Source organism: Nitrospirillum bahiense (assembly GCF_007828025.1).
Lineage (GTDB): Bacteria > Pseudomonadota > Alphaproteobacteria > Azospirillales > Azospirillaceae > Nitrospirillum > Nitrospirillum amazonense.
Genome location: NZ_VITO01000001.1, coordinates 230,586 through 256,203, shown reverse-complemented (window position 1 = coordinate 256,203; position 25,618 = coordinate 230,586). Strand labels below are relative to the sequence as shown.

The window sequence follows — 25,618 nt, the reverse complement described above, 5'->3', positions numbered from 1 at the left end:
CCGGCCCTTCCTCACGGTGGCCCGTCGGTCACCGCCCTGAACAGATCCTCCCGCGCCTGTTCCAGCGCATACCGCAGGGCGCCGCGCCTTTCCCTGTCATCGGGGATCGCGATCAGGCGGTCGTAGATGCGGCTGATCAGGTGGCCTTGCTCCGTCGGCATGCTGCGCAGCCCGTCATGGGCGTGGAGGGTCAGCACACCATCGATGATCTGGCTCAGCAACTGGGCGTCCAGCCCTGGCCGGTTGCCCGTCAGGTGCATGTTGCCGTGGCCGGTCAGCAGCCAGTCCACCGAGATGTCCAGTTCCAGCAGACGGGCCAGGGTTTCACCTTTGGGCAGCTTGCCCAGGCGCTCGTATCCCTGCCAGGTGTTCACGCCCAGGGCAAACCGGGCGGACATGCTTTTCTGGGTTTCACCCAGGTGCTCTCGAACCTGGCGCAACCTGTCCTTCAGTCCCGTCATGGCGTCGCGCGCGGCCCTTCGAAGCGCGGACGGAGGGAAGGGGGAGTGGCGGCAAGAGAAAGACGGCAGCACGAAATTTTGTGCTTCATTGGCACGAAAAAACGTGCCATGTTCAATCTCGCGTTCAGTCGGAACACTCCTTGACCACTCCTGATGTCACGGGGTCGCATAAGGGCGCCGGTGTCCGGAACGACCATAGAAATGGCGTTCCAAGGTACCGTCGTTGTTAGGGATTAAGACGGTTGATGGGATCGGGGTGTGCGGGTCGTGTCCCACCCGCGGAAGACGCAGGCAGTTGAGACGGGCGCACCGGGGGTGCTGAAAAAATCCCAAAGCTGGCGCAGGCCGGTGATCCTCCTCGGGCCAAGCCACCATCCAAGTACGTGTAGCTTCTCCCCAGAGCGGTACATCCGTTCAGGTAAAAGTTTGATTAAGACCTGATAGAATAAAGCTCCCGGACCTGATCGCAACGCCCAATCTGCACCAACACAGCGGGCCGGAGCCTTTGCCTATCGCGGTAGGACAGGGTTAATGCACAGGGCTGATTACCGGCTTTTTCCGCAATTGCGGTTAATATGCATTATCTATAGTGGGGATGTGGATGGCGATGAAATAGCGGATCACATCGGGAAGATCATACAGGGCGGCGCTGTTGGCCGGACTTGGAATTGCCTGGTTGATCTGCGGTCATTCATCGGCAACATCCATCATTCGTCTTTGGAGCGAATGTCCAAGCTACTTAATGAAAAAGAAGAGTCGGGAACGCTGAAGCGATCTCCGGACAACGAAGGCAATCGGATCGCTGTTGTAAGCTACAACGCCGGCCAGAAATTCCTGGTGAATCTGGCCCGTGTTTATATGCGGGGCTATGATCTCCGGCACTTCTCCGACATGCGGCAAGGCTTTGCTTGGGCGTCCGGGCAAGACGCCCTGCCGCCGGAGATGAAGTCTCTGGATTGGCATCTGGAGAAGGCGGAGGACGGTACCCCGCCCAAACTCCGGACATAAGCGGGGATCATCCTACGCACCGCCCCGGCGCGTCGGGGGATGGGGGAATCGAAACGCCCCCGGAAGAAGACTCCGGGGGCGTTCGTTTGTGCACAGAACTATTTGGCGTGGCGCTTAGGCCCGGCGCTCCGCCAGGAAGGCGACTTCACCACCCGGCGTGCCCTCGTAATCGGTCAGCGGGATGGGGTAGTCGCCGGTAAAGCAGGCATCGCAATACTGCGGGCCGCTGGCGTCGCGGCCGGCGTGGCCCAGCGCCTTGTACAGGCCATCGTTGGAGATGAAGGCCAGGCTGTCGGACCCGATGTAGCGGTTCATCTCCTCGACCGACAGCTTGTGGGCCAGCAGCTTTTCCTTTTCCGGCGTATCGATGCCGTAGAAGCAGGAATGCCGGGTGGGCGGGCTGGAGATGCGCATGTGCACCTCCTTCGCGCCGGCCGCCCGCATCATCTCCACGATCTTCACCGAGGTGGTGCCGCGCACGATGCTGTCGTCCACCAGGATGACGCGCTTGCCCTGGATGTAGTGCCGGTTGGCGTTGTGCTTCAGCTTGACGCCCAGGTGGCGGATCTTGTCTGTCGGCTGGATAAAGGTGCGGCCGACATAGTGGTTGCGGATGATGCCCAGCTCAAACGGAATGCCACTTTCCTCGGCATAGCCGATGGCCGCGGGCACGCCGCTGTCCGGCACCGGGATGATCACGTCGGCGTCCACGTGGCTTTCCTGGGCCAGGTGCGCGCCGATGGCCTTGCGCACCTTGTAGACGCTGGACCCTTCGACCAGGCTGTCGGGCCGGGCGAAGTAGATGTACTCGAAAATGCAGAAGCGGCTCTTTTCCGGTTGGAACGGGCGCAGGCTCTGCACCCCGGCGGCGGTCAGCACCACCATCTCCCCCGGCTCGATATCGCGGACGAACTCAGCGCCGATGATGTCCAGGGCGCAGGTTTCCGACGCCAGGACCGGCGCGTCGCCCAGCATGCCCAGCACCAGCGGACGCACGCCGCGCGGGTCGCGCACGCCGATGATCTGGTCCTTGGCCATGGCGACCAGGGAATAGGCGCCCTCGACTTGGCGCAGGGCCTCGACCATGCGGTCGATGACGCTACCGCCCCGGGCGGTCGCCATCAGGTGGACGATGACCTCGGTGTCGGTCGTGGACTGGAACAGGCAGCCGCGGCGCACCAATTGGCGGCGCAGCGTCATGGCGTTGGTCAGGTTGCCGTTGTGCGCCAGACCGAAACCACCGAACTCAAAGTCCGCGAACAGCGGCTGCACGTTGCGCAACGCGGTGTCGCCGGTGGTGGCGTACCGCACATGGCCGATGGCGGCGTTGCCCTTCAGGGGGCGCATGACCGCCTCGGAACTGAAGTTGTCGCCGACCTGGCCCAACGCGCGGTGGACGGCGAAATGCTCCCCGTCAAAGGCGACGATGCCGGCCGATTCCTGGCCGCGATGCTGCAAGGCATGCAGGCCCAGGGCCACCAGGGCGGCCGCGTCCGTGGCGCCCAGGATGCCAAAGACGCCGCATTCCTCGCGCAACTTGTCGTCGTCGAAGGGGTTCGTGGTCAGCATGTGCGGTCACCAGCGCCTTTCGCGCGAGCTTGATACGTTGCGGTCCGTTGCGAGGAACCCTTACTCCGGCTTCCTCTTATCGACGGAATTCTCGATCAGCTGATCAAGCCCCGTGCGTTCGCGGTCGTTATAGCCCTGTTCACCCGGCTTGGCACCCGCGTTCCCCGCAGGGGTGATCGCCGGGGTTTGAAGCCGTTCCAAGTCCTGTTTGGCGGCCAGGGCCCGCTCGGCTTCCATCCGGGCGGCGTCAATTCGTCCTTCACCCTCGTGCCGCAGGTCGGACGGCGCAAGGGTGCGCAGCATGTCCGCCCCGGCCTCCAGCGCCGGCCGGGTGCGCGCATCGCGCAGCCAGTCGGGCTTGTTGTCCGGCCAGATGTAACCCATGAGCATGTAGCCCAGGCTGACCAGCACCGCACCGCGCACCACCCCGAAGCCGAAGCCCAGCGACCGGTCGATGGCCGACAGGGCGCTGTCGCTGACCCGGCCCGCCAGAGTGTGGCAGATCATCTGCAACACCAGCAAGGCCGCCACGAACAGGGTGATGATGGCGACACCGTCGGCAATCATCTGACGCTCGATATGGGCGCGTACGAAGGGTTTGACCAGGGGAAAGGCATACAGCGTGACCAGGGCAGCCCCGACCCAGGCGCCGATCGACAGCACCTCGCGCACGAAACCGCGGGCGAAAGCCAGCAGGGCCGACAGCACGACGATGACGACGACCGCGATGTCCAGGGGGTTCAGACCGTTGATATCCATGATGCCTCAGCCCCGCCCGCCGCCGGATACGGCCTTGGGTGTGTTCTTGGGCGATGCGCTTTTCTGTGCGGGAGCGGCCTGGAACAGGGGCAGCAGGTCCGACAGGTGGTGCAGCTCGATGCGGCGCATGCCGGCATCGCCGCCCGACCCCTTACGCCGGGTGGGCACCAGCGCCGTGCCGAAGCCCAGCTTCGCCGCCTCCTTCAGCCGCGTCTCGCTCTGGCTCACCGCCCTGATCTCCCCCGACAACCCGATCTCTCCATAAACCACCGCGTCGGCCGGCACCGGCTCCCCCGTCAGGGAGGAGACCAGGGCTGCGGCCACCGCCAAATCCGCCGCCGGCTCCGTGACCTTCAGGCCGCCGGCGACGTTCAGATACACATCATTGGCGCCGATGGCGAGGCCGCAGCGCGCCTCCAGCACCGCCATCACCATGGCCAGGCGCGCCGTGTCCCAGCCCACCACCGCCCGGCGGGGCGTGCCCAGGGGCGACGGCGCCACCAAGGCCTGAACCTCCATCAGCACGGGGCGGGTGCCCTCCATACCGGCGAAGACGGCGGTGCCCGTCACGTCGCCGCGCCGTTCCGCCAGGAAGATCTCCGACGGGTTGGCGACCTCGCGCAGGCCATCCTCCGCCATCTCGAACACGCCGATCTCGTCGGTGGCGCCGAAGCGGTTCTTCACCGCGCGAAGGATGCGGAACTGGTGCCCGCGCTCGCCCTCGAAATACAGCACCGTGTCCACCATGTGCTCCAGCACGCGGGGGCCGGCGATCTGGCCGTCCTTGGTGACATGGCCCACGATCAGCAGGGTAATGCCCCGACGCTTGGCCACCCGGATCAATTCCGAGGCCGAGGCGCGCACCTGGGCCACCGTGCCCGGCGCACTGTCCAGCGTGTCCACATACATGGTCTGAATACTGTCGATGACCGCCACGCGGGGGCCATCGGCCGCGTCCAGCGACGCCACAATGTCGCGCACGTTGGTGGCGGCCGCCAAGTTCACCGGCGCCGCCGCCAGACCCAGGCGCAAGGCCCGCATGCGCACCTGGTCCACGGCCTCTTCACCGGAGATATAGGCGCAGGACGTGCCCTGGGCCAGGCGGCAGATGACCTGCAGCAGCAGCGTGGACTTGCCGATGCCGGGGTCGCCACCCACCAGCAGGGCCGAGCCGTGCACCAGGCCGCCGCCGCACACCCGGTCGAATTCCCGGATAAGGGTCATGCGGCGCGGCGCCTGCTCCGATACGCCGGACAGCTCCACGAATTCCAGCCGGCGGCCCTGCACCTTGTTGCCAAGACCCTTGGGCGCCGCCTCGGGGGCAGCCTCCTCCACCAGGGTATTCCAGGCGCCGCAGCCCTCGCACCGGCCGCTCCACTTGGGGTGGGCGGTGCCGCAGCTCTGGCAGACATAGCGGTTGGTGTTTCGGGCCACGGGAAAGGGTTCCTGACGGGATATTCTGGCGGTCGCCATCATAACAGCTCAGGTGACGGAACCGCCACCCCGGCGCCGGGTATACAGCCACTAGATTTAGGGGGTAGGGGCGTGCGGTACGCACGACAGGATGGTGTGGACCGTCATGCCGCGATGCCGCCCCGAATTGACAGCGTGCAGCCTGGCGCCCACAGTTGCGGCCACCCATTTCCTGTCTGGATGTACCGCCTTGAAGCCCGTCACCACGCTTCTCCGCTCCGCCCTGCTGGTTTCGTCCGTACTGGTTCCGCCCATGGCTGCGGCGCAGGAGACGCGGCCGACGCCCGAGCCGGTGGTGATCTATCGCGGCGCCACCCTGATCGACGGCACGGGGGTGGCGCCGCGTGCCGGCATGGCGGTCGTGACCAAGGGCCAGGACATCGCCCTGGTGGCGCCCGTGGGCCAAGTGCCGGCCGAGCTTGCCCAGGGTGCCACGGTGGTGGACGCCAGCGGCCTCTACGTCCTGCCCGGCCTGATCGACACCCATGTGCATCTCGCCACCGTGCCCAACCGCAAGGCGGAGGAGGCGCTGCTGCGCCGGGCGGTCTATGGCGGTGTCACGGCGGAGCGCGACATGGCGGGCGATACCCGCGCGCTGGCCGACCTGTCGCGATCGGCGCTGCTGGGCGAAATCCCGGCGCCGGACATCTATTACGCGGCCCTGATGGCCGGCCCCAGCTTCTTCAAGGACCCGCGCACGGCGGCGTCGGCCAAGGGCGATACGCCGGGGGAGGTGCCGTGGATGCAGGCCATCACCCCGGCCACGGACCTGAAGGTGGCGGTGGCCTTGGCGCGCGGCACCGGTGCCAGTGCCATCAAGATTTACGCCAACCTGCCGGCCGACCTGGTGGCCGGCATCACGCACGAGGCGCACGCCCAGGGCTTCCGCGTCTGGGCCCATGCCATGGTCTTCCCCGCCACCCCGGCGGAGGAGATCAAGGCCGGCGTGGATGTGCTGTCCCACGCCTGCATGCTGGCCTACCAGGCCTTACCGGTGAAGCCGACGCAGTACCATGACCGCGCGCCGGTGGACCCGGCCCGTATCGGCAATCCCGACCCTATTCTGACCGGGCTGTTTGACGGCATGAAGCGCCACGGCCAAGTGTTGGACGCCACCGTGCGCGTCTATGCCGAGGGTGACAAGCGCTGGGCCGGCAAGCCCAACCCGCCCGGATCCTATTGCCCTGGTGAACTGGCGGCCCGCATCACCGCCCAGGCCCATGCCGCCGGCGTGGCCGTTTCCGCCGGCACGGATGGCGAGACGCCCGCCGCCGATGCCTATCCCGCCCTGCATGAGGAACTGGAGCTGCTGGTCCGCCAGGCCGGCTTCACGCCCCTGGCAGCGATCCAGGCCGGCACGCAAATGGGGGCCCGCGCCCTGAACCTGGAGTCGCGCATGGGCACGGTGGCGGCGGGCAAGCTGGCCAACCTGGTGTTCGTCGCCAAGGACCCGACCCAGGACATCGCCAATCTGCGCAGCGTCGTTTACACGGTGAAGCGCGGTCGCCGGTACAACCGTGCCGACTTCCGGCCCATCGCCCCGGAAGAAGCGGGTGACGTCGACTGAACAAATGTCTCTGGGAAAGGTTGGTGTGGGGCATTGTCCAGTATTGGCGCCGCCTGTCTGCTACCTATGTAGCTAAGCCGGTCACGTTTTTGAAATTGTGACCGGTAAAATGATCATGCCGATAAAGTTTCAGCTGTGTTACCCCTTCCGCCGTCCTCGTTTCCGGTGGCAGTGCGGAAATGTATAAAATACAGCATAAATTGAATCCTTCATCCAGGATCATCTGTGTTCTGATCATGGACGATGTCGGCGGGGAAACCATCGCCGATTACATTGAAGAAATCCTGGCCTGGAATATGGACGTCGCCACGTGGAACAGCGTGACCGACCTGCGGCTGCATGTCGGCAACGTATCGCCGGATGCCATCCGCCGCATGGGCGCCATAATGGGTGAGGCCATGCGCGGCCGTGCCGGCGGCCGCGCGGCGGTGGTTAGCCATAACGCCGGCCTGCGCTTTCTCCTGAACCTGGCCCGCGTGTTCATCCCCGGGCATGAGTTGCGCGCCTTCAGCGACATGGCCACCGCCTATGCCTGGGCGGCAGGGCAAAAAGTGGACTTGCCGGCGGAAATGGCCACGGCCGGCTGGGGAAGGGTCGCCGCCTAGTTTTTCTCTCTTGGACGTCAGGGCACCTTAACCCAGCTTCACCTGCATCTGGATCGGGCCCTCGGCCCGGCCATGGATGAACTGGTCGACGTAAGCGTTGCCGCTGTCGTCGATGGCGCTGGTGGGGCCCTGCCAGATCAGCTTGCCCTGGTACAGCATGCCGATGCGGTCCGAGATTTTGCGGGCGCTGGCCATGTCGTGGGTGATGGTCAGCGCGGTGGCGCCCAGGTCGCGCACGCACTTCACGATCAGGTCATTGATGACGTCGGCCATGATGGGGTCCAGGCCCGTCGTCGGTTCGTCGAAGAAGATGATTTCGGGGGTGGTGGCGATGGCGCGGGCCAGGCTCACGCGCTTCTGCATGCCGCCCGACAGTTCCGCCGGCGACAGGTTGGCGACATCGGGGCCCAGGCCCACGGCGGCCAGCTTTTCGATGGCGATGTCGCGCGCCTGGGACCGCTTCATGCCCTGGCCCTGGATCAGGCCGAAGGCCACGTTCTGCCAGACGGGCAGGCTGTCGAACAGCGCGCCGCCTTGGAACAGCATGCCGAACTTGGTCATCACCCGGTCGCGGGCGCGGCCGCCGATGTGGGTCGTCTCCTCCCCATCCACCTTGATGGTGCCGGCATCGGGACGCAGCAGGCCCAGGATGGATTTCAGCATCACCGACTTGCCGGTGCCCGAACCGCCGATGATGACGAAGGACTCACCCTTGGCGACGCTGAGGTCCACGCCGTCCAGCACCTTCTTCGGGCCGAAGGCCTTCTTGACGCCGATGAGTTCAATCTTGGGGGTGCCAGAGTGGGGGGATACCGTGCTCATGAGAAGAACAGCCCCGTCAGCAGATAGTTGATCATCAGGATCATGATGGAGGCGGAAACCACGGCGTGCGTGGTGGCTGCACCCACGCCCTGGGCGCCGCCCTTGGAATGGTAGCCGTTGTAGCAGCCCATCAGCGCGATGATGAAACCGAAAGCCGCCGCCTTCACCAAGCCGGAGACGACGTCGATGGTCTGCAGGTACTGCGCCGTGCTGGTCAGGTACGCCGACGGGTTGAAGCCCAGGCGGTAGATGCTGACGACATAGCCGCCGAAGACGCCGATGATGTCGGCCACCAGCACCAGGCAGGGCAGCATCAGCGTGCCCGCGAGGAGGCGGGGCGCCACCAGGTATTTGAACGGGTTGGTGGACAGGGTGGTCAGCGCATCGACCTGTTCCGTCACCCGCATGGTGCCGATTTCGGCCGCCATGGCGGCGCCCACACGGCCCGCCACCATCAGGCCCGCCATGACGGGCCCCAGCTCACGGGTGATGGACAGCACCACCACGGTGGCGATGGCGCTGGAGGCGTTGAAGCGGGCGAAGCCGGTATAGCTTTGCAGCGCCAGCACCATGCCGGTGAACAGGGCCGTGAGCCCCACCACGGGCAGGCTGTTGTAGCCGATCTCCCGCATCTGCTGGACCAGCAGGCGTGGATAGAAAGGGGGACGGACGCAGTGCGACAGGCCGCGCGCCGTGAACAGGGCCAGCCGCCCGGTTGCGGCCAGGAACACCAGGGTGGCCCGGCCGATCCCGCTCAAGAACCCCATCCGCTCCGCTCCTCAGTCATATAAGGGACTTACAATCTCGAACTGCCATTGTCCCGTCACGGGTGCGCCGCAACAGGCCATGCCCCCTGATACACGCGGCAAAACCTCCGGCCAAGCCCTGTTAGGATTTCATAGCCGATGGTGCCGGCATCCGCGGCCACGTCGTCCAGCGGCCGATCGGGGCCGATCAGCTCGGCGAAGGCGCCGGGAACCAGGGCTTCCGGGGGGACTCGCGTCGCATCCACGCTCAGCAGATCCATGGATATGCGGCCCACCACGGAGGCCCGCACGCCGGCGATGGTGACATGGCCCGAGGATCCCAGGGCCCGGAAGTAGCCGTCGGCGTAGCCCACCGCGATGGTGGCCAGGCGCGCTGGCGCCGTGGTGCGATATGTCGCGCCATAACCCACCGTGGCCCCGGCCGGCACCTCCCGCACCTGCAGGATGCGGCCCAGCAGGCGCAGCGCCGGCGCCATGGGGTTGGGCGCCTCCGGCGTGGGGTTCACGCCGTACAGGGCCGCCCCCGGCCGCACCAGATCGTGCAGCAGCGCCGGCTCCCGGAAGATGCCGGAGGAGGCGGCCAAGCTGGCCGGCGCCCCGGGCAGCCGGGCCAAGTGCGCCCGGAAGCGGGCGTCCTGCTCGGCGGCGAGGCCGTCACCGGCCACGTCGGCGCTGGCCAGGTGGCTCATCCACCCCGCCGGCGTGAGGCCGGTCAACAGGGCTGGGTCCGCCGCCAGGTGCCGCGCGCCGCGGTCGTCCAGGCCCAGGCGGTTCATGCCCGTGTCGATGTGGATGTAGGCGGCGAGGGGGCGGTCCAGCGCTACGGCCGTGGCCCGCCAGCGGGCGATATCGTCCAGGCTGTTCAGGACGGGCGTGAGGCCCAAGGCCGCCATTTCCCGCTCCGTGCCCGCCGCGGGCCCGTGCAGGACCAGGACGCGCGCGTCCGGCAACGCCGCGCGCAGGGTGGTCGCCTCTTCCAGGTCGGCGACGAAAAAGCTGCGGCAGCCGGCCCCGGCCAGGGCCGTCGCCACGGGCACCGCACCCAGGCCATAGCCGTCGGCCTTAACCACGCCGGCGCATTCGACCGCGCGGCCGCTCCGCTGGGCATGGTCGCGCAGAACGCGCCAATTGCCCGCGATGGCATCCAGGTCGATGGCCAGGACGGCGCCGGCGCCGGCCGGCACCTGGCTTGGAAAATCCACGGACGACACCCCCGGCTCCTCAGTAATCGTCGCCGGCACCGGCCAGGGCGTGGTGGGTGTCGAGGTCGGAGAAGCGGGTGAACTCGCCATGGAAGTGCAGGCGCACGGTGCCCACCGGGCCGTGACGCTGCTTGGCGATGATGGCCTCGGCCGTATCGTGCACCTCTTCCAGGCGCTGCTGCCAGCGCTGGTAGCGGTCGTTGAACTTGTCTTCCGCCTCTTCCGGGCGGCGCGACGGCTCGGCACGCTCCAGATAGTACTGCTCGCGGTAGACGAACATGACCACGTCGGCGTCCTGCTCGATGGAGCCCGACTCGCGCAGGTCCGACAGCTGCGGGCGCTTGTCCTCGCGGTTTTCCACCTGTCGCGACAGCTGCGACAGCGCGATCACCGGCAGGTCCAGCTCCTTGGCGATGGCCTTCAGGCCGCGCGTGATCTCCGAGATTTCCTGCACGCGGTTGTCGGTCTTGCTGATCCCGCCGCCGCGCAGCAGCTGCAGGTAGTCGACCACGATCATGCCCAGGCCGTGGGTGCGCTTCAGGCGGCGGGCGCGCGTGCGCACGGCGGTGATGGACAGGGCCGGCGTGTCGTCCACAAAGAACGGCACCTTGGAGATGTAGTTGCTGGCCTCGATGAAGCGGGGAAAGTCGCTGCCGTGGATTTCGCCGCGGCGGATCTTGTCGCCGCTGACCTCGGCCTCATCGGCCAGGATACGGGTGGCGAGCTGTTCCGCCGACATTTCCAGCGAGAAGAAGCCGACCGGTGCGCCTTCCTTGCCGCTGCTCTTCATGTGCGCGCGGGCGGCGTTGAAGGCGATGTTGGTGGCGAGCGCCGTCTTACCCATCGAGGGGCGGCCGGCCAGGATGATGAGATCGGAGGGGTGCAGGCCGCCCAGCTTGCCGTCCAGGTCGCGCAGCCCCGTGGTGACGCCGGTGACGTGGCTGGACCGTTTGTAGGCCGCCTCCGCCATCTCGATCGCCGCCTTCAGCGACCGTTCGAAGGGGATGAAGCCGCCCTGGGCGTCGCCGGTGGAGGCGAGGTCGAACAGCTTCTTCTCCGCCTCCTCGATCTGGTCGGTGGCGACCACGTCCAGGTCGTGCTTGTAGGCGGCGTTGACCATGTCCTCGCCCACGTCGATCAGCTGCCGGCGCAGGTAGGCGTCATGGATGATGCGGCCGTAGTCCTCGGCGTTGCTGACGGTGACGACACCGGCGGCCAGGCGGGCCAGGTACTCGGTGCCGCCGATCTCCTTCAGGTCCGCGTCCTGCTCGAAATAGGCCTTCAGCGTCAGGGGGCTGGCGATCTGCCCGCGTTCCACCAGCTTGGCGATGGCGGCGAAGACGCGGCCGTTGGCGGGGTCGAAGAAGTGCTCCGGCCGCAGGAACTCGGCCACCTTCTCCAGCGCCTTGTTGTTGACCAGGGCGGCGCCCAGCAGCGCCTGTTCCGCCTCCAGGTTATGGGGCGGCGTGCGATAGGGCAACGCGCCGGTGGGGGCGGTGGGGTCGGTCAACTTGGTGTCCATGGGCATCAGTGTAGCAGCGGGGGAGGCATGGCATAGCCGGCCGCCGCGCGCACGGCAAGTGCAACATGCGGATGGATTTTATCCACAGGGGGATAATCATGGGGATAAGAGCGGAAAAGGGGTGGCATTCCCGCCCTTAAACTTTGATTTTCCTTTATTCCGCCACCATCGCTGGCGTGTGGGCGCGCGGTGCCATGGCCTCCTCCGCCCTGTGGATATAATCCCGGGTGAGGGGCACGGCAGCCAGGGCGTTGGACAGCTGGATCTGAAAGACCATATGCCCCTGGTAGCGGAAGGCGCACTCCGACCCCGCCAGGTAGAATTCCCACATGCGCACGAAACGCTCGTCATACAGCGCGGCCGCTTCATCGGCCTTGGCCAGGAAGCGGTGGCGCCAGGCGCGCAGGGTCTCGGCGTAATGCAGGCGCAGGATTTCGATGTCGGTGGTGACGACGCGCGCCTTCTCCACCGCCGGCATGACCTCCGACAGGGCAGGGACGTAGCCCCCAGGGAAGATGTACTTGCGGATCCAGGGGTTGGTGGCGCCCGGCCCGTCCAGGCGGCCGATGGAGTGGATCAGGGCTACCCCCTCGGGCGTCATCAGGTCGCGCACCGCGGCGAAATATTCGGGATAGTGGGGCAGGCCCACATGCTCGAACATGCCCACCGAGACGATACGGTCAAAATGACCGCCATAGCCCTGGCCCTTCAGGTGGCGATAATCCACCAGCTCGAACCTCACCCGGTCGGTGACGCCCTCGTCGATGGCGCGCTGGCGGGCGACGGCCAGTTGCTCCTCCGACAGGGTGATGCCCAGGATCTGGGTGGCAGGAACCTGGCGGGCGATCTCCAGCGCCATGCCGCCCCAGCCGCAGCCGATGTCCAGCACCTTCATCCCCGGCTCCAGCCGCAGCTTGGCGATGATGTGCCGCTTCTTCAGGCTCTGCGCCTCCTCCAGCGTCGTCTCCGGCGTGGGGAAGTAGGCGCAGGAATATTGGCGGTCGCTGTCCAGGAATAGGGAGTAGAGCTTGCCGGACAGGTCGTAATGGTGGGCCACGTTGGCCTTGGACCGGTGCGCCGGGTTGAACTGCTGGGCGTACCGCGTCAGTGTCTCGATGGGGCCCATCAGGTAGTCGGACCAGCCGATATGCTGCCAGCCGCTGTTGCGGGTGACCAGTGCCAGCAGGTCATAGATGCTGCCCTCCTCCATCACCAGCGTGCCGTCCATGTAGGCCTCGCCGGCGTACAGGCGCGGCGCCAGCGCCAGCTTCCAGTGCAGGCTGGGATCGGTCACGCGCACGGTGACGGGGCCGTAGCTGGCGGGGCCGCCGTCGGCGATACCCCCGGGGCTGACTCCGCCCGGCAGGGCGTCCGGGTCGCGCCGGCCGAATTCGTAGCGGCGGCCGTGGGCGTCGATCAGTGTCAGATGGCCGGTCTTGATCAGGGACCGGAACAGGCTGGCCAAGAGCATGCCGAAGGCTCCCTCGTCTCAAATCACCTGCATATCAAAGACATGTAGGTAGTCTGCGAGCGGGAGGCCAGGGGGTCTATTAGCTCTAAGATTTACTCAAAAGGGCAGGGTTCGCCTGTGCCTCGGCCTTATTTCCCGTGGGCGATGAAGGGACCGTTACGGAAGCCGGCCTTGCCGTAGCGGAAAGGGTCGCCTTCGGGCGTGGTCATGCCGCCGCCGGCGGCCAGCAGCACGGCGTGGCCGGCGGCAGTGTCCCATTCACAGGTCGGCCCGAAGCGGGGATAGAGGTCGGCCACGCCCTCGGCGATGCGGCAGAACTTGACGGAACTGCCGCAGGCCAGGGTCTCGGCCACCGAATAGGACTTCAGATAGGCCGCCAGCGCCTCGTCATTGGCGTGGGAGCGGGAGGAGACGACGGTAACGCCGGCGCGCGGCTGCGGGCGACAGGCGATAGCCTCCCGCTCCCCACCCGCGCGCTGGCGCCACGCCAGGGGCTGGGGCGCCAGGGAACCCGCGAACAGCTCGCCGCTGGCCGGGGCGTAGACCACACCCAGCACGGGCTGGCCCTTGTCGACCAGGGCGATGTTCACCGTGAACTCGCCATTGCGCTTGATGAATTCCTTGGTGCCGTCCAGCGGGTCCACCAGCCAGAAGGGCTGGCGGGCCGCCACGGCCGGAATCTCGCCCCGCTCCGCCGCCTCTTCCGACACCGCCGGGATGGCGGGCGTCAGGCGGGCCAGGCCGGGCAGGATGACCGCCTCGGCGGCGTGGTCGGCCAGGGTGACGGGGCTGCCGTCCGACTTGGCCTTGGCGCCGTGGTCGCCCTCATAGAAGGGAAGGGTGGCGTGGCCCGCCTCGACCGCCAGCGCCGCGATGCCATCCAGAAGGGCGACAAGGTCCATTCGGGCGAGGACGGGGGCGGTGGTCATGGGGCCAAGCCTATCTCTGTAGTGTCGCGGGGTGATCGGGGAGGGGAATAGTGCATCGGGCCCCCGCTCAGCAACAGTCCAAACCCGGACGCCCACGCGCGGCTCTCATGCGCGCGGCTGTCCAATTTTAAGCCGCATTTTAAGGACAGGACCATTGGGCGGCGCCAACCGCGCTCCGAACCCACGCGATGAGGGCGGCGGGCGACGGCGGCGGGTGCTAGACTGGTGCCCATGAGACTGACGCTTCCCCTCCTCATCGCCGTCCTCACCGTGTCCGCCGACGCCCTGGCCGCCCCACCGCCCCCTGTCGGGGGGGGCGGCGATGTCATTGAGGGGCATGCCCAGGCGACCGAGGGGGACACCCTGTTGGTCGATGGGGGGGAGATCAGGCTGTACGGTATCGACGCGCCCGACCCCGGCCAAACCTGCCAGAACCGGCGCGGCGCCACTTATGACTGTTTCGCCCAGGCGACCAAGGAATTGCAGGCCGTTGTCCAGGACAAGATCGTCCGCTGCACCACCAAGGAAAGCCCGCCCAAGCAGCGGCGCCTGGGTGTGTGCACGGTGGAGGGGCGCGATGTCGCCGGCATCATGGTGCGGGCCGGCTGGGCGCTGGCCTACACCGCCCTGACGCCGGACTATTACAACACCCAGGTCCTGGCCATGAGCCATCGCGCCGGCATGTGGGGGGGGCGGGTGGAACCGCCCTGGCTGTGGCGCGACCGGCAGGCGACGCTGGAGGCCGATGCCACCGGCAAGCCCAGGAAAAAGCCCTCAGGCCAGCCGTGAGGCCGGCCTGAAGACGCCAGCGGCCTGCAATCCACCGGGATGCCACCAATATATGATCGGGGGGCGCGATAGGGGGCCAGAGCCACAGTGCCGCGCAAAGACGCGGGCGCACCCCTGCTGCCGCCTGGAAAACACTTGACCGCGACCGCCGGGGCCATCACCTATGTCGCCGAAATTGCGCGTATCCCGCAGTCCACCCGTTTTTTCCTGAAAGGAAGTTATGTCGAAGGAGGATTTGATCGAGTTTTCCGGCACGGTGACCGAACTGCTGCCGAACGCGATGTTCCGCGTCAAGCTCGATAACGAACACGAAGTGCTGGCCCACACCTCCGGCAAGATGCGCAAGAATCGCATCCGCGTGCTGGCGGGTGACCGGGTCAACGTCGAAATGACGCCCTACGACCTGACCAAGGGCCGCATCACCTTCCGCTTCAAGTAAGCGGACGGTTGCCCATGGTGCGCGTGCAAGCGGACGGGACGGGGCGGATGCCACGACAGCTCCCGCCGCTGGTGCTGGCGTCCAGTTCCCCGCGCCGTCGGGAACTGCTGGCCCAGATCGGGGTGACGCCGGCCGGCATCGACCCGGCCGACATCGACGAAAGCCCGCTGGTGGATGAGCTGCCGGCCCATCACGCCCTGCGCCTGGCCAAGGCCAAGGCGGAGGTGGTGGCCGCCCGCAGCGCGGGGTCGGTTGTGCTGGCCGCCGACACGGTGGTGGGCTGTGGCCGCCGTATCCTGCCCAAGGCGGAAAGCGCCGACGACGTGCGCCGCTGCCTGGATCTGCTGTCCGGCCGCCGCCACCGCGTCTATGGCGGCCTGTGCGTCATCGACGCGGCGGGCAAGGTGCGCACCCGGCTGGTGCAGACCGCCGTGCTGTTCAAGAAACTGAGCCGCGCCGAGATCGACGCCTATCTCGCCTGTGGCGAGGGCGTGGGCAAGGCCGGCGGCTACGCCATCCAGGGCCGGGCCGCCTTGTTCGCGCGCGGGCTGGTCGGTTCCCATAGCAATGTCGTGGGCCTGTCGCTGTTCGAGACGGCGGCCCTGCTGCGTGCCGCCGGCATCGATCCGCTCTTGGCCGCGTGATGGGCCGGCCCTGATGGCCCGCGAACTCCACATCGATGTGACATCGCCGGCGCAGGGGCCGGCCCTGCGTCGCGCCGCCATGCTGACCGATGGCGTGTTGTCGGATCTCTATATCGACCGGGTGGAGCGGCCCACCCTGGCCGGTGCCGTGATTCGCGGCCGCGTCACCCGCATCGTCGCCGGCATGAACGCCGCCTTCATCGACATCGGCACCGGCCGCGACGGTTTGCTGCCCGCTGCAGACGTGCGCGTGCCCCAGGGGCGTGATAAGGGCGCCCCCAAGGATCGTCCGGCCGCGCGGCCCCAGGGCCCCATCGGTACGGCCTTGCGGGCCGGGCAGACCATCATCGTCCAGGTCAAGGCCGACCCCGTGGGTGCCAAGGGCGCGTTGCTGTCCATGGACGTGGCGCTGCCCGGCCGTTTCCTGGTGCACACGCCGTTGGCGGCCGGCATCCACGTGTCCAAGCGCCTGGGGCAGGGGGCCAGCGCCGCGGCGGAGCGTGCGCGCCTCACCACCGTGGTGCGCGACGCGGTGCCCGTCAGCAGCCAGGGTCGGGCCGGTGGCTGGGCAGGTGGCTGGATCGTGCGTGCCGCCGCCGCCGGTGTGCCCTCCGACTGGCTGGCGCAGGAGGCGGAGGCCTTGGCCATGGACTGGCGCGGGGTGGCGCGGGCCGGCGATGGGCCGCCGGCCACGCTATTGGCTGCACCCCATGCCGGCATCCGCGCCCTGATGGAACAGACGGGCCAGCCGGTATCGGCCATCCTGGTGGATGACCGCGCCGCCGCCGGCCAGGACCTATATGCGGAGCTGCGCCGCTGGTGCGACGATCGCGCCGCCGACCTGCTGCCGGTGCTGAAACGCGTCCCCGCTGGCCTGCCGCTGTTCGACGGCGGCGACCTGGACGGCGCCATCGCCACGCTGTTGCGTCCGCGCGTCCCCTTGCGGGGGGCCGCCGCCGGCAGCCTGGTCATCGAGCGGACCGAGGCGCTGACCGTCATCGACGTGAACGGGGGGGAGAAAGGTGACCCCCTGGCCGTCAACCTGGCGGCTGTGCCGGAAATCGCCCGCCAGCTGCGTCTGCGCAATGTGGGTGGCATCGTGGTGGTGGACTTCATCAACCTGTCGCGGCCGCCGGACCGCGAACGGCTGATCCTCGCCCTGACCGGGGCGGTGGCGGACGATCCCGGCAATACCCAGGTCTATGGCATGTCCCGCCTGGGCCTGGTGGAGATGACGCGCCAGCGCCGGGGACCATCCCTGCTGGACCTGGTGGCGGCTGACGCGCCGACCCCGGGCGTTTTGTCCGACGACGATGACGCCGTGATGTGAGTGACGTTGCCATGACCGACCAACCGATTCCCCTGAAACCCCGCAAGTCCCGCGCGGCCTGCCCCATTTGCGGCCGGCCGCCGGCGCCCGAGGTGAAGCCCTTCTGCTCCGCCCGCTGTGCCGACGTTGATCTGGGGCGCTGGCTGAACGAAAGCTACCGCGTGCCCGTGACCGAGGAGACGGACGAGGATGGCGAGACCGCCCCGGGAGCGGAGCGGGACTGAGTCCCGGCACCCCGTCATATCCCTAAATTTGCGAGTGGAATCAGCCGCCTAAAAAAAAACTGAAAAAGATCGAAACAACAGGCTGGACAAGCCCGCCGGACTTGTCTACATACAGCCACCTCGACGCGCCGCGGACACCAACGCCACGGCAACGGGTCACAAAAACCCACGCGAGATCAGGGGCTTAGCGCCTGCTACGTTCCTCTGGATGCCCAGGTAGCTCAGTTGGTAGAGCAGGGGACTGAAAATCCCCGTGTCGGTGGTTCGATTCCGCCCCTGGGCACCATTTTCTTCCAAGAAAATCGGCGATTGTTTTGGTGTGGCCGACTGTCCCGCTGTTGCCCATCGCTTACCGCAGCACGCTGTTTGAATCCGCCAGGCGCACGTCGTGCATCTGGTCGAGGTAGGCCTCGTAATACCCTTTGTGCGACGCGCCGACGATGGCGAGCAGGCGGGTACCGGGATGCTGGCCCAGGACGTCGCGGATGTTCGCGACCATGCGCAGGTTCCGCGTCTCCCAATACCCGACGTAATTCCGGCCAAATCCCTGGGGCGACGGCTCCCGCAGGGCGGCGCCGAAGTCTGCCTGATAGGCCTGCAGCGCGGCCTGCGGCGTGTTGTAGGCGCGGTACAGGGTCATCAGGCCGCCGGGCTTGGCGAAGCCAGCCTCCAGCCGCTCATCCTCCGCCCGGCGCGCCTTGGCGGCGGGATTGTCCCAGGCGTGGGTGATAGCGGCGGCATAGGCGTCGGCGTCCGGCGGGTCGGGAAAGTCGGCGCTGTGGTCATCCACGCTCCACAGCCGCTCCAGGCCCAGGCGCGCCGCCAGCACGGCCGAGATAAGGTTGGTTTCGTTGCGGCGGTCCTTGGCGCGCTCCAGCGCCGCCACCAGGTCGGGCGTGAGACCATCACCGGCGCGCCGCTCTTCCGCCGGCAGGCGCAGCCACTGCACCAGGGCGGAGCTTCGCTCCCCTGCCGCCAGGAAGATCGCGGCCAGATGCCGCCGGTCGGCGGCGGTGGGGGCGGCCGGCCATGCCGCCAGCAGCCGTTCCGCCTCTGCGTTGGCGGCGGGCACGTCCAGTCCGGTCGCCTGCCCTGCGGGACCGGGGTCTGGGCAGTAGTCGGCGACGGTCGAGGCATAGCGGGTGGGATAACGGCGCAGACTATCGCATTGCAGGCCGGACATGTCCTCGGTCGCGATGGCGTCCGGATGCCAGGCCGCCAGGCGGGTCAGCAGGGGCTCCAGCATGTCCGGCCGCAGCTCGCCCTTGAGCCCTGACAGATGCGGTGTGCCCAGCACCAGCACCTCGTTGGCCTTGCCCGCCGGTGGCCCCTTCAACTGGTCGGGCTTGAATGAGGGGTGGTAGTCCGACGCGCCGGTCCCGGCATCCGCCGGGATGACCTTGGCGACTGCCAGGATGCCGGCAAGCAGGGCTAAGCCCAGGCTGGCTGAGCGACGACGGACGTGTGTCATGATTTCCCCCAAAGGACTGCAGAGCGCTTCCGTCATCATCTTGATCGGCCGGCATCGCGAAAGGGCCGCTTTGGCGCCTTTCGTCCGGTCCGGCCATGATCCGCCGCGTGTCCTTCACCGTATCGTCCAGCGCCAGGGACGACGGGCCCTGGCGCACGCCGGGAAAGGGTTTGAGATGTGGAGACGGATTTGCGCCGCGCTGCTGTGCGCGCCCTTGCTCACCAGTTGCGCCGGGATGGCGCCCAAGGATTTCGCGGGCGGCACGCCCCCGCTGGTCTTGGAGGATTATTTCACCGGCCATACCAAGGCCTGGGGACTGTTCGAGGATCGTTTCGGCAAGGTGCGCCGCCAATTCACCGTCGACATCGACGGCACCCGGCAGGACGGCGTCCTGATCCTTCACGAACGTTTCCTGTACAACGACGGCGAACGGGAGGAGCGGACCTGGACGGTACGGCAGGTGGCGCCGGACCGATATGAGGGGACCGCCGGTGATGTCGTGGGTGTGGCGCGGGGCGTCGCGTCGGGCAACGCCTTCAACTGGGCCTACCGCCTTGACCTCAAGGTCGGCGACGGCACCATGCGCGTCGCCTTCGATGACTGGATGTTCCTGCAACCCGGCGGCGTCCTGCTGAACCGGGCCCACGTCACCAAATGGGGCGTCGAAATCGGGTCGGTCAGCATCTTCTTCCAGAAGGCGCCGGCGATGGCCGCCCCGGACATGCCGGATTAGAGGGGAAGGGCCGGGACCAGGCCGGGCGCGGCGGTCCGCCGCCCCTGGCCTGGCCTTGGCTTCAGGCGGCGCGCAGCTTGGCGAAGAAGTCTGCCACGGCCTCCTGCAGGCGGGCCGATTCCTTGGCCAGGCTCTGCGAGGCGCCCAGCACCTGGACCGAGGCGGCGGCGGTCTCTTCCGAGGCTTCGGCCACGGCGCCGATGTTGTTGGAGACCAGCACCGTGCCCTTGGAGGCCTCGCTCACGTTGCGGGTGATTTCCCGCGTGGCCGCACCCTGCTCCTCCACCGCGGCGGCGATGACGGAGGTGCCGGCGCCGATGTCGCGGATGGTGGACTGTATCTGGCGGATGGCGCTGACGGCGTCCGTCGTCTCCTGCTGAATGGCGGCCACCTGGGCGCCGATGTCCTCGGTCGCCTTGGCGGTCTGGTTGGCCAGGGCCTTCACTTCGGTGGCGACGACGGCGAAACCCTTGCCGGCCTCACCCGCCCGCGCCGCCTCGATGGTGGCGTTCAGCGCCAGCAGGTTGGTTTGGCTGGCGATTTCGCGGATCAGGCTGATTACCGCCTCGATGCGCTGGGCGCCTTCGGCCAGGCCGTTGACGGTGGCGTCGGTCTCTTCGGCCTGGCGCACGGCCTCATCGGCCACGGTGGCGGACTGCAGGGCCTGGCGGCTGATCTCCCCGATGGAGGCGGTCAACTCCTCGGTCGCGGCGGCCACGGTCTGCACGTTGGTGGACGCCTCTTCGGCACCCGTGGCCACGGCCTGCACCTGGCGGCGGTTGCCGTCCACGATCTGGGTCAGGCGGGCGGCCGTCTGGCCCAGTTCCTCCGACGCGTGGGCGACGAAGTTCACCAGCTCGGTCGAAACCTTGTCGAACTCCTCGATGTGCTGCTCGCGCAGGCGCACACGGGCCTCGCGGCGCAGCTGTTCCTGCCGGGCCTGCTCGGCCAGCTCATCGGCGCGGATCATGCTGTCGCGGAACACGGCGACGGCGGCGGCCATGCGGCCGATCTCATCCAGGCGGTCGGCGCCGGGGATCTGGACCGACAGGTCGTGGTCGGCCAGGCGGCCCATGGCGCCCGTCATGTCATCCAGCGGCTTGGACACCAGGCGGATCAGCGCGAAGCCGGCCAGGCCCCCCAGGGCCAGCGACAGGATCAGCGCGCCGATGACCACCATCTTGGCGGTCTGGTAGCTGTCGCGGTTGGCCTTGGCGGCCTCGTCCGCGCCCTTCATGTTGACGTCGGCGTCGGTCTTCAAGGCCTGGCGCAACTTGGTGAAATTGTCGATCATCTCCCCGCGGAAGGAGGCGACGGCCTCGTCCAACTTGCCGTCGTGGGCGGTGGCCAGCAGCTTTTCATGCAGGCCCAGATAGATCTTCCAGATGCGCTGGATGTCATCCGCCGCGGCGCGTTCCTCGCCGGCGCCGATCAGCGGCTGGTATGCCGTCCAGGACTTGTCGAAGTCCGCCAGGGTGGCGGCGAAGCGCTTTTCCACCTCTGCCCGCATGGCCGGTTCCTTGACCAGCAGGTAGGAGCCTTCGAGCGAGCGGAAGCGTTCGGTCGCCTGGACGATCTGTCCCACCGCGCGGGTGGAGGGCAGCCAGTCGTCACGGATATCCATAGCGGAGGTGTTCATGCGCGCGGCCTGCATCATGGCAACCACGCCCAGGATCAGGGTGATGCCCAGGACGGCGCTGAACGCCAGGATCACCTTGTGGCGGATGGACAGGTTTTTCATGGCCTTCGACGCTCCTCACCCTAGCGGGGGCCCTCAACGCGGGTACCCCCCAAAAATCAGGGCGCCATCGCCATCAAACGACCCTCGGCCAGACAGCATTGAGGACTTTCGGAGGGACGGCGCCATGAAGCCGAATACTCCGTTAAGCATATTAAGGATCGGTAAAGCGCGGACCTATGCTGTGGGTTAGGATGCCAATCCCCTCAGTTCGCGCCGCCGGCGCAGGGGGACGTAGCGCCAGGCGCCGCCGCGTCCAGGCGACCCAGGCTGTCGGCCACGGCGGCGGCCAACTGCGCCGCGCCATTGGACAGGGCGGCGGCGGCCGCGTCGGGTGAGGCGGCGGCCACCGGCAGGCTGAAGCCGGCGCGGCAGGTGGATGCGGCTCCCTGTGGCAGGCGCCGCATGGTCCAGCTGCCGTCCACCACGGCGGTGCCGCCGGGGGCGGCGTCAAACCGCTCGATGCGCAGCGCCAGGCGATACTGTGGCGGGCCGTTGGGTGCCGGGGCCACGGGCGCCTGGTAGATGTCGGTGGCGCGCAGCCGCTGCCACAGGGCGTTGGCCAGCGCCAGCCGCATCTCATCCGCCACCGGGGCGGCCCAGCGGTCGTCGTCGCGCACATCCAGCCGGCCGCCGGCGTCGGTCAGCACCAGCTGGGTGCGGTTCAGCCGCTCCGGCACCGTCACGGGCAGCACCTCCACCAGCACACGAGCGGCGCCGGTCGCGGGGGCGCCAGCCGGTTGCGGGGCCAGCGCGTGGTAGCGGATGGGGGTGGAACCGCCGCAACCGGCCAGCAGGACCAGGCCCGTCAGGCCGACAAGGGCGGAAAGGGAACGGGGGAAAGGGGCGGGGTTCGTGCTCATTCGTCCTTGTCCTTCCGGCCGCGCACCAGGGATTCCGGGTGGCGTTCCAGGCTGTCGCTCAACGCTTTCAGGGACCGGGTGGCATCTATGACGCCCTTCAGCGCCTGGCGGGTGTCCTGCTGCAGGGGGGCGTCCGGGGCGACGCTGGCCTGGGTGGCGGCCAGGGTCTGTTCCATCTGCTTCAGGCTGTCGCGGATTTCCGGCAGCACGTCGTGGTCGGCATGCTGCACCAGCTCGTCGATATGGCGGGTGGCGCCGTCCACGCTGGCCAGCGCCTTGCGCGCGTTCTCGCCGATGGCGTCGAAGGGGATCTTGTCCAGCTTGGCCACGATCTCCTGCACCTTCTGGTACAACTCCTCCAGGTCGCCGGGCACGGTGGGCAGTTCCACGGGATCGGTGTTGGGGTTGAACTGCACCGGCGGCGCCTTGGGCATGAAGTCCACCGCCACATACAGCTGCCCGGTCAGGAAGCTGCCGGTGCGCAGCTGGGCGCGCAGGCCCCGGTTCACCAGTTCCGCCAGGCGCTGCATCCGGGCGGCCCGCTCGCTTTCCGGCGGCAGCGTCTGCTCGAAGGAGGGCAGGCGATCCGGGAAGATGTTGACCATGACGCGGGAGGTGAAATCCTGGGTAGCCGGGTCGTAGTCGATACCCACGCCGGTGACGTTGCCGATCTCCACCCCACGGAAATCCACCGGCGCACCTACGGTCAGGCCGCGTATGGATTGATGGAAGCGCATCACCATGGCGACGTGGTAGCCCTCCGGCGCCTTCATCGCGTCGACATGGTTGGCGGCCAGCCAGAACTGGCTGCCGGCCGCCGCCGGGGTCATGGGCGTGTCCGGCGGGTCCTCGAAGGCGATGCCGCCCATCAGGATGGTGGCCAGCGCCTCGGTATCCACCTTCAGGCCTGAGCCGTCGATGCGCACGTCCACGCCGCTGGCGTGCCAGAACTTGCTGTCCTTGGTGATGAAATGGTCGTAGGGCGACTTGATGAAGACATGCAGGGTGATATGGCGCCCGTCCTCATCCAGGGTGTAGCGCTCGACATGGCCCACGGGGATGCGCTTGTAGTAGACGGGCGATCCCGCCGCCAGCGAGCCGATGTCGTCGGTGTGCAGGACATAGCGCTGCCCCGGCACGTCGGAGGCCACCACCGGCGGATCCTCCAGCCCGGTGAATTCCTTGCGCTGGCTGTCCGACTTGCCGGCGTCGACGCCGATGTAGGACCCGGACAACAGGGTGTTCAGTCCCGAAACGCCCGTCTCGGCGAAACGCGGGCGCACCACCCAAAAACGGCTGTCTTCCACGGCGAAGCCCTTGGCGTCCTTGGTCAGCTCCACCGTCACCAGCACGCGGGCGTGATCGTCGGTCAGCGTGACGCCCTTCACCTCGCCGATGTCCACGTCCTTGAACTTCACCTTGGTCTTGCCCGGCTCGATGCCGTCCGCCGTCAGGAAGCTGATGGTGATGCTGGGGCCTTTCATCCAAACCGTCTTCACCACCAGGGTCAGGCCCACGATGGCGGCGATGGCGGGGATCAACCATACCAACGACGGGATCCAGCGGCGGCCCGAGTCCACCACCGGTTCCGGCAGGTCGTCCTGGTGGGGGGCGGGGGGCGTGGTTTCAGCCATGGCGGGTTCCGAAGGCTAGTCGTTTCTTGGGATCGCGCCCCCTGCGCGGGCGGTGGGCGCGATCCCAGATCATACGGGGGTCGAAGCTGTGGGCGGCCAGCATGGTCAGCACCACCACGGCGCCGAAGGCGGCCGCACCCGGGCCGGCCTGGATGACGGCCAGCCCTTGGAAGTGCACCAGGCCCACCATCAGGGCCACGACGAACACGTCCAGCATGGACCAGCGGCCTACGAATTCGATGATGCGGTAAAGGCGGGCGCGCTGGTCGGCGCGGCCGCGCGCGCCGCGCTGGATGGACACGGCCAGGGTGCTGAGCGTCGCCAGCTTCAGCAGCGGCACCAGGATGCTGACGGTGAAGATCAGCACCGCCAGTTCGGGCGAGCCGGTGTTCCAGAAATAGAGGATGCCGGACAGGATGGTGTCGCTCTGGGTGCTGAGCAGGGTGGAGGTCTGCATCACCGGGAAGGCGTTGGCCGGGATGTACAGGATGGCGGCCGCGATCAGCAGCGCCCAGGTGCGTGACAGGCTGTCCACCTTGCGCGGGTGCAGCCGCCCGGCGCACCGGGGGCAGCGGACGCGCCCCTCGCCGTGTCCATGCCGGGATCCATCCGGGGCGGCCGTATCGCGGCATACCAGATGGCAGTGCGGACAGGCGACCAAACCCGCTTGCGCCGCCGTGGTCACGCGTGCTTCCGAAGAGGAGGTGGTCGGTGCCGCGCTCATGGATGCACCGATTGTTTGGGCCGGAAGCGCCGCCTCGGCCGCACGATGACACGGTCGCCCGCGCGCCACAGGCTGCGCAGATCCAGCGACAGGATGACCGCCAGCAGAATGGTCAGCAGGCCAAAGGCCCACAGCGCGATGCCCGGCACCACCTCGGCCATGTTGGACAGCTTCACCAGGGCCACGACGATGCCCAGCATGAACACCTCGATCATGCCCCAGGGCCGCAGCGCCTGCAGGAAGCGCAGCATGGGGGCGAAGGCCGGGGCCGGCCGCCCCCGCCGGATCATGAGCAGCAGGGCGAACAGGGCGCCCAAATCCACCAGGGGGAACAGCTGGGTCGTGGCGAAGACGAGGACGGCCACGATCTCCCGCCCCTCCCGCCACAGGGCCAGCACGCTGCCGACCAGGGTGGTGCTGTTGCTGCGCCCCTGGATCTCAAGATCGACGATGGGGAAGCTGTTGGCGATCAGGTAGATCAGGATGGCGGCGGCCACCAGCGCCAGCTGGTGGTCCGGTTCCAGGTAGGAGCGGCGGTAGAGCACGGCCCCGCAGCGCACGCATCGGGCCTTGGTGCCGGGCGCCAGCTCACGCCGTTCGTGCAGGGCGTCGCATTCAGGACAGGCGACCAGGGATTCGGTCACAGGGGATGCCAGTTCGTCGTCATGGTTCGGCCCCGGTGCATGGCCGTTGCCACGTTGGCCTTCATGGTGAGCGGCTTGCCGCCGCCACGATAGCCCGGCTTCCTGAATAGCACCATCGGGTGGGCGGGTGCGAACCCGATGCTGTTCGGGGGAGGCCGGTCGATGTAGCGGTCCTGCAACGGATAGGCCCCACGCCGCAGCCGCATGGGGCGGGCGGGTGCGCTGATAAT

At 67.7% G+C, this 25,618-nt stretch carries 24 protein-coding genes, 1 tRNA gene and 1 pseudogene; 10 read left to right on the top strand and 16 right to left on the bottom strand.

The genetic code is table 11. The features are described 5' to 3' along the window. Positions 1–11: 11 nt before the first annotated feature. Entirely contained in the window at positions 12–398 is a 387-nt protein-coding gene (locus FBZ88_RS01070) for a hypothetical protein (protein WP_145615010.1), read from the bottom strand. Between the two features lie 594 nt (positions 399–992). Between FBZ88_RS01070 and FBZ88_RS01065 the strand changes: the two genes are divergently transcribed. Continuing rightward, entirely contained in the window at positions 993–1,469 is a 477-nt protein-coding gene (locus tag FBZ88_RS01065; protein ID WP_145615009.1) for a hypothetical protein, read from the top strand. Positions 1,470–1,583: 114 nt separating this feature from the next. Here the strand turns inward: FBZ88_RS01065 and purF are convergent, their stop codons facing one another. Genes purF through radA form a run of 3 tightly spaced genes read right to left on the bottom strand, consistent with a single transcriptional unit; the run spans position 1,584 to position 5,231 of the window. After that, positions 1,584–3,038, bottom strand: a complete 1,455-nt coding sequence (purF, locus tag FBZ88_RS01060; protein ID WP_145615008.1) for an amidophosphoribosyltransferase — start codon at positions 3,036–3,038, stop codon at positions 1,584–1,586. A gap of 60 nt (positions 3,039–3,098) precedes the next feature. Beyond that, on the bottom strand, positions 3,099–3,797 hold the full coding sequence (locus FBZ88_RS01055) for a CvpA family protein (protein WP_145615007.1): 699 nt from the start codon (positions 3,795–3,797) through the stop codon (positions 3,099–3,101). Between the two features lie 6 nt (positions 3,798–3,803). Further along, positions 3,804–5,231, bottom strand: a complete 1,428-nt coding sequence (gene radA, locus FBZ88_RS01050) for a DNA repair protein RadA (RefSeq protein WP_145615006.1) — start codon at positions 5,229–5,231, stop codon at positions 3,804–3,806. Between the two features lie 229 nt (positions 5,232–5,460). Between radA and FBZ88_RS01045 the strand changes: the two genes are divergently transcribed. Then, positions 5,461–6,837, top strand: a complete 1,377-nt coding sequence (locus FBZ88_RS01045; RefSeq protein ID WP_246138437.1) for an amidohydrolase family protein — start codon at positions 5,461–5,463, stop codon at positions 6,835–6,837. Between the two features lie 236 nt (positions 6,838–7,073). Continuing rightward, entirely contained in the window at positions 7,074–7,442 is a 369-nt protein-coding gene (locus FBZ88_RS01040; protein ID WP_145615005.1) for a hypothetical protein, read from the top strand. A 27-nt stretch (positions 7,443–7,469) separates the two neighbouring features. Here FBZ88_RS01040 and FBZ88_RS01035 read toward each other — a convergent pair whose 3' ends face one another. From FBZ88_RS01035 to cysQ, 6 genes are all read right to left on the bottom strand, one after another. Then, complete coding sequence (locus FBZ88_RS01035) at positions 7,470–8,264, bottom strand: ABC transporter ATP-binding protein (RefSeq protein ID WP_145615004.1); 795 nt, start codon at positions 8,262–8,264, stop codon at positions 7,470–7,472. Further along, positions 8,261–9,031: an MlaE family ABC transporter permease gene (locus FBZ88_RS01030; RefSeq protein ID WP_145610143.1), complete on the bottom strand. Its 771-nt coding sequence runs from the start codon at positions 9,029–9,031 to the stop codon at positions 8,261–8,263. Before FBZ88_RS01030 ends, FBZ88_RS01035 begins: the two co-directional genes overlap by 4 nt. A 56-nt stretch (positions 9,032–9,087) precedes the next feature. Continuing rightward, the gene (gene alr / locus FBZ88_RS01025) at positions 9,088–10,233 is read right to left on the bottom strand and encodes an alanine racemase (RefSeq protein ID WP_246138436.1); all 1,146 of its coding nucleotides are present in this window, start codon (positions 10,231–10,233) and stop codon (positions 9,088–9,090) included. A gap of 19 nt (positions 10,234–10,252) precedes the next feature. Next, positions 10,253–11,755 carry a replicative DNA helicase gene (locus FBZ88_RS01020; protein WP_186464134.1) on the bottom strand — a complete coding sequence of 501 codons (1,503 nt, stop codon included), beginning with the start codon at positions 11,753–11,755 and terminating at the stop codon, positions 10,253–10,255. A gap of 154 nt (positions 11,756–11,909) precedes the next feature. Then, the gene (locus tag FBZ88_RS01015; protein ID WP_145615001.1) at positions 11,910–13,226 is read right to left on the bottom strand and encodes an SAM-dependent methyltransferase; all 1,317 of its coding nucleotides are present in this window, start codon (positions 13,224–13,226) and stop codon (positions 11,910–11,912) included. Between the two features lie 128 nt (positions 13,227–13,354). Continuing rightward, a complete protein-coding gene (cysQ, locus tag FBZ88_RS01010; RefSeq protein ID WP_246138435.1) occupies positions 13,355–14,155 on the bottom strand; it encodes a 3'(2'),5'-bisphosphate nucleotidase CysQ in 801 nt (266 codons plus the stop codon). A gap of 231 nt (positions 14,156–14,386) precedes the next feature. On the opposite strand from cysQ, the gene FBZ88_RS01005 reads away from it, so the two are divergent. The 6 genes from FBZ88_RS01005 to FBZ88_RS00980 all read left to right on the top strand — a co-directional run bounded on the left by FBZ88_RS01005 (position 14,387) and on the right by FBZ88_RS00980 (position 17,867). Next, entirely contained in the window at positions 14,387–14,944 is a 558-nt protein-coding gene (locus tag FBZ88_RS01005; RefSeq protein ID WP_145615000.1) for a thermonuclease family protein, read from the top strand. Between the two features lie 220 nt (positions 14,945–15,164). Beyond that, a complete protein-coding gene (infA, locus tag FBZ88_RS01000; protein ID WP_044559220.1) occupies positions 15,165–15,383 on the top strand; it encodes a translation initiation factor IF-1 in 219 nt (72 codons plus the stop codon). 47 nt (positions 15,384–15,430) lie between these two features. After that, positions 15,431–16,027, top strand: coding sequence for a Maf family protein (locus FBZ88_RS00995; RefSeq protein ID WP_088873191.1), 597 nt, complete (start codon positions 15,431–15,433; stop codon positions 16,025–16,027). A gap of 13 nt (positions 16,028–16,040) precedes the next feature. Further along, positions 16,041–17,357, top strand: a complete 1,317-nt coding sequence (locus FBZ88_RS00990; protein ID WP_145614999.1) for a ribonuclease E/G — start codon at positions 16,041–16,043, stop codon at positions 17,355–17,357. An 11-nt stretch (positions 17,358–17,368) separates the two neighbouring features. Continuing rightward, a complete protein-coding gene (locus FBZ88_RS00985; protein ID WP_145614998.1) occupies positions 17,369–17,581 on the top strand; it encodes a DNA gyrase inhibitor YacG in 213 nt (70 codons plus the stop codon). A gap of 210 nt (positions 17,582–17,791) precedes the next feature. Beyond that, positions 17,792–17,867 (top strand) — tRNA-Phe (locus tag FBZ88_RS00980). 63 nt (positions 17,868–17,930) lie between these two features. On the opposite strand, the gene FBZ88_RS00975 is transcribed toward FBZ88_RS00980, so the two are convergent. Further along, on the bottom strand, positions 17,931–19,052 hold the full coding sequence (locus tag FBZ88_RS00975; RefSeq protein ID WP_145614997.1) for a DUF5694 domain-containing protein: 1,122 nt from the start codon (positions 19,050–19,052) through the stop codon (positions 17,931–17,933). A 175-nt stretch (positions 19,053–19,227) separates the two neighbouring features. Between FBZ88_RS00975 and FBZ88_RS00970 the strand changes: the two genes are divergently transcribed. Then, positions 19,228–19,785 (top strand): DUF3833 domain-containing protein, encoded by a 558-nt coding sequence (locus FBZ88_RS00970; RefSeq protein ID WP_145614996.1) that lies wholly within the window; start codon positions 19,228–19,230, stop codon positions 19,783–19,785. A gap of 61 nt (positions 19,786–19,846) precedes the next feature. Here the strand turns inward: FBZ88_RS00970 and FBZ88_RS00965 are convergent. The 5 genes and pseudogenes from FBZ88_RS00965 to FBZ88_RS00945 all read right to left on the bottom strand — a co-directional run. Then, a pseudogene (locus FBZ88_RS00965) lies at positions 19,847–21,508 on the bottom strand (methyl-accepting chemotaxis protein); the annotation flags it as partial. A gap of 221 nt (positions 21,509–21,729) precedes the next feature. After that, a complete protein-coding gene (locus FBZ88_RS00960) occupies positions 21,730–22,386 on the bottom strand; it encodes a PqiC family protein (RefSeq protein WP_145614994.1) in 657 nt (218 codons plus the stop codon). Beyond that, complete coding sequence (locus FBZ88_RS00955) at positions 22,383–24,020, bottom strand: PqiB family protein (RefSeq protein ID WP_145614993.1); 1,638 nt, start codon at positions 24,018–24,020, stop codon at positions 22,383–22,385. The genes FBZ88_RS00960 and FBZ88_RS00955 overlap by 4 nt, the downstream gene beginning before the upstream one ends. Continuing rightward, entirely contained in the window at positions 24,013–24,744 is a 732-nt protein-coding gene (locus tag FBZ88_RS00950) for a paraquat-inducible protein A (protein WP_145614992.1), read from the bottom strand. The genes FBZ88_RS00955 and FBZ88_RS00950 overlap by 8 nt, the downstream gene beginning before the upstream one ends. Continuing rightward, positions 24,741–25,388: a paraquat-inducible protein A gene (locus FBZ88_RS00945; RefSeq protein WP_145614991.1), complete on the bottom strand. Its 648-nt coding sequence runs from the start codon at positions 25,386–25,388 to the stop codon at positions 24,741–24,743. The genes FBZ88_RS00950 and FBZ88_RS00945 overlap by 4 nt, the downstream gene beginning before the upstream one ends. Positions 25,389–25,618 lie beyond the last annotated feature (230 nt).

Bases quoted from the DNA above. Each gene is read 5' to 3' on its own strand.
- FBZ88_RS00975 (WP_145614997.1), bottom strand. From the start codon at position 19,052: ATGACACACGTCCGTCGTCGCTCAGCCAGCCTGGGCTTAGCCCTGCTT.
- FBZ88_RS00970 (WP_145614996.1), top strand. From the start codon at position 19,228: ATGTGGAGACGGATTTGCGCCGCGCTGCTGTGCGCGCCCTTGCTCACC.
- FBZ88_RS01015 (WP_145615001.1), bottom strand. From the start codon at position 13,226: ATGCTCTTGGCCAGCCTGTTCCGGTCCCTGATCAAGACCGGCCATCTG.
- FBZ88_RS01055 (WP_145615007.1), bottom strand. From the start codon at position 3,797: ATGGATATCAACGGTCTGAACCCCCTGGACATCGCGGTCGTCGTCATC.
- FBZ88_RS01040 (WP_145615005.1), top strand. From the start codon at position 7,074: ATGGACGATGTCGGCGGGGAAACCATCGCCGATTACATTGAAGAAATC.
- FBZ88_RS01005 (WP_145615000.1), top strand. From the start codon at position 14,387: ATGAGACTGACGCTTCCCCTCCTCATCGCCGTCCTCACCGTGTCCGCC.
- FBZ88_RS00955 (WP_145614993.1), bottom strand. From the start codon at position 24,020: ATGGCTGAAACCACGCCCCCCGCCCCCCACCAGGACGACCTGCCGGAA.
- FBZ88_RS00950 (WP_145614992.1), bottom strand. From the start codon at position 24,744: ATGAGCGCGGCACCGACCACCTCCTCTTCGGAAGCACGCGTGACCACG.
- FBZ88_RS00960 (WP_145614994.1), bottom strand. From the start codon at position 22,386: ATGAGCACGAACCCCGCCCCTTTCCCCCGTTCCCTTTCCGCCCTTGTC.
- FBZ88_RS01030 (WP_145610143.1), bottom strand. From the start codon at position 9,031: ATGGGGTTCTTGAGCGGGATCGGCCGGGCCACCCTGGTGTTCCTGGCC.
- FBZ88_RS00995 (WP_088873191.1), top strand. From the start codon at position 15,431: ATGCCACGACAGCTCCCGCCGCTGGTGCTGGCGTCCAGTTCCCCGCGC.
- FBZ88_RS00990 (WP_145614999.1), top strand. From the start codon at position 16,041: ATGGCCCGCGAACTCCACATCGATGTGACATCGCCGGCGCAGGGGCCG.
- FBZ88_RS00985 (WP_145614998.1), top strand. From the start codon at position 17,369: ATGACCGACCAACCGATTCCCCTGAAACCCCGCAAGTCCCGCGCGGCC.
- cysQ (WP_246138435.1), bottom strand. From the start codon at position 14,155: ATGACCACCGCCCCCGTCCTCGCCCGAATGGACCTTGTCGCCCTTCTG.
- FBZ88_RS01070 (WP_145615010.1), bottom strand. From the start codon at position 398: ATGTCCGCCCGGTTTGCCCTGGGCGTGAACACCTGGCAGGGATACGAG.
- FBZ88_RS01035 (WP_145615004.1), bottom strand. From the start codon at position 8,264: ATGAGCACGGTATCCCCCCACTCTGGCACCCCCAAGATTGAACTCATC.
- FBZ88_RS01065 (WP_145615009.1), top strand. From the start codon at position 993: ATGCACAGGGCTGATTACCGGCTTTTTCCGCAATTGCGGTTAATATGC.
- infA (WP_044559220.1), top strand. From the start codon at position 15,165: ATGTCGAAGGAGGATTTGATCGAGTTTTCCGGCACGGTGACCGAACTG.
- purF (WP_145615008.1), bottom strand. From the start codon at position 3,038: ATGCTGACCACGAACCCCTTCGACGACGACAAGTTGCGCGAGGAATGC.
- FBZ88_RS01020 (WP_186464134.1), bottom strand. From the start codon at position 11,755: ATGGACACCAAGTTGACCGACCCCACCGCCCCCACCGGCGCGTTGCCC.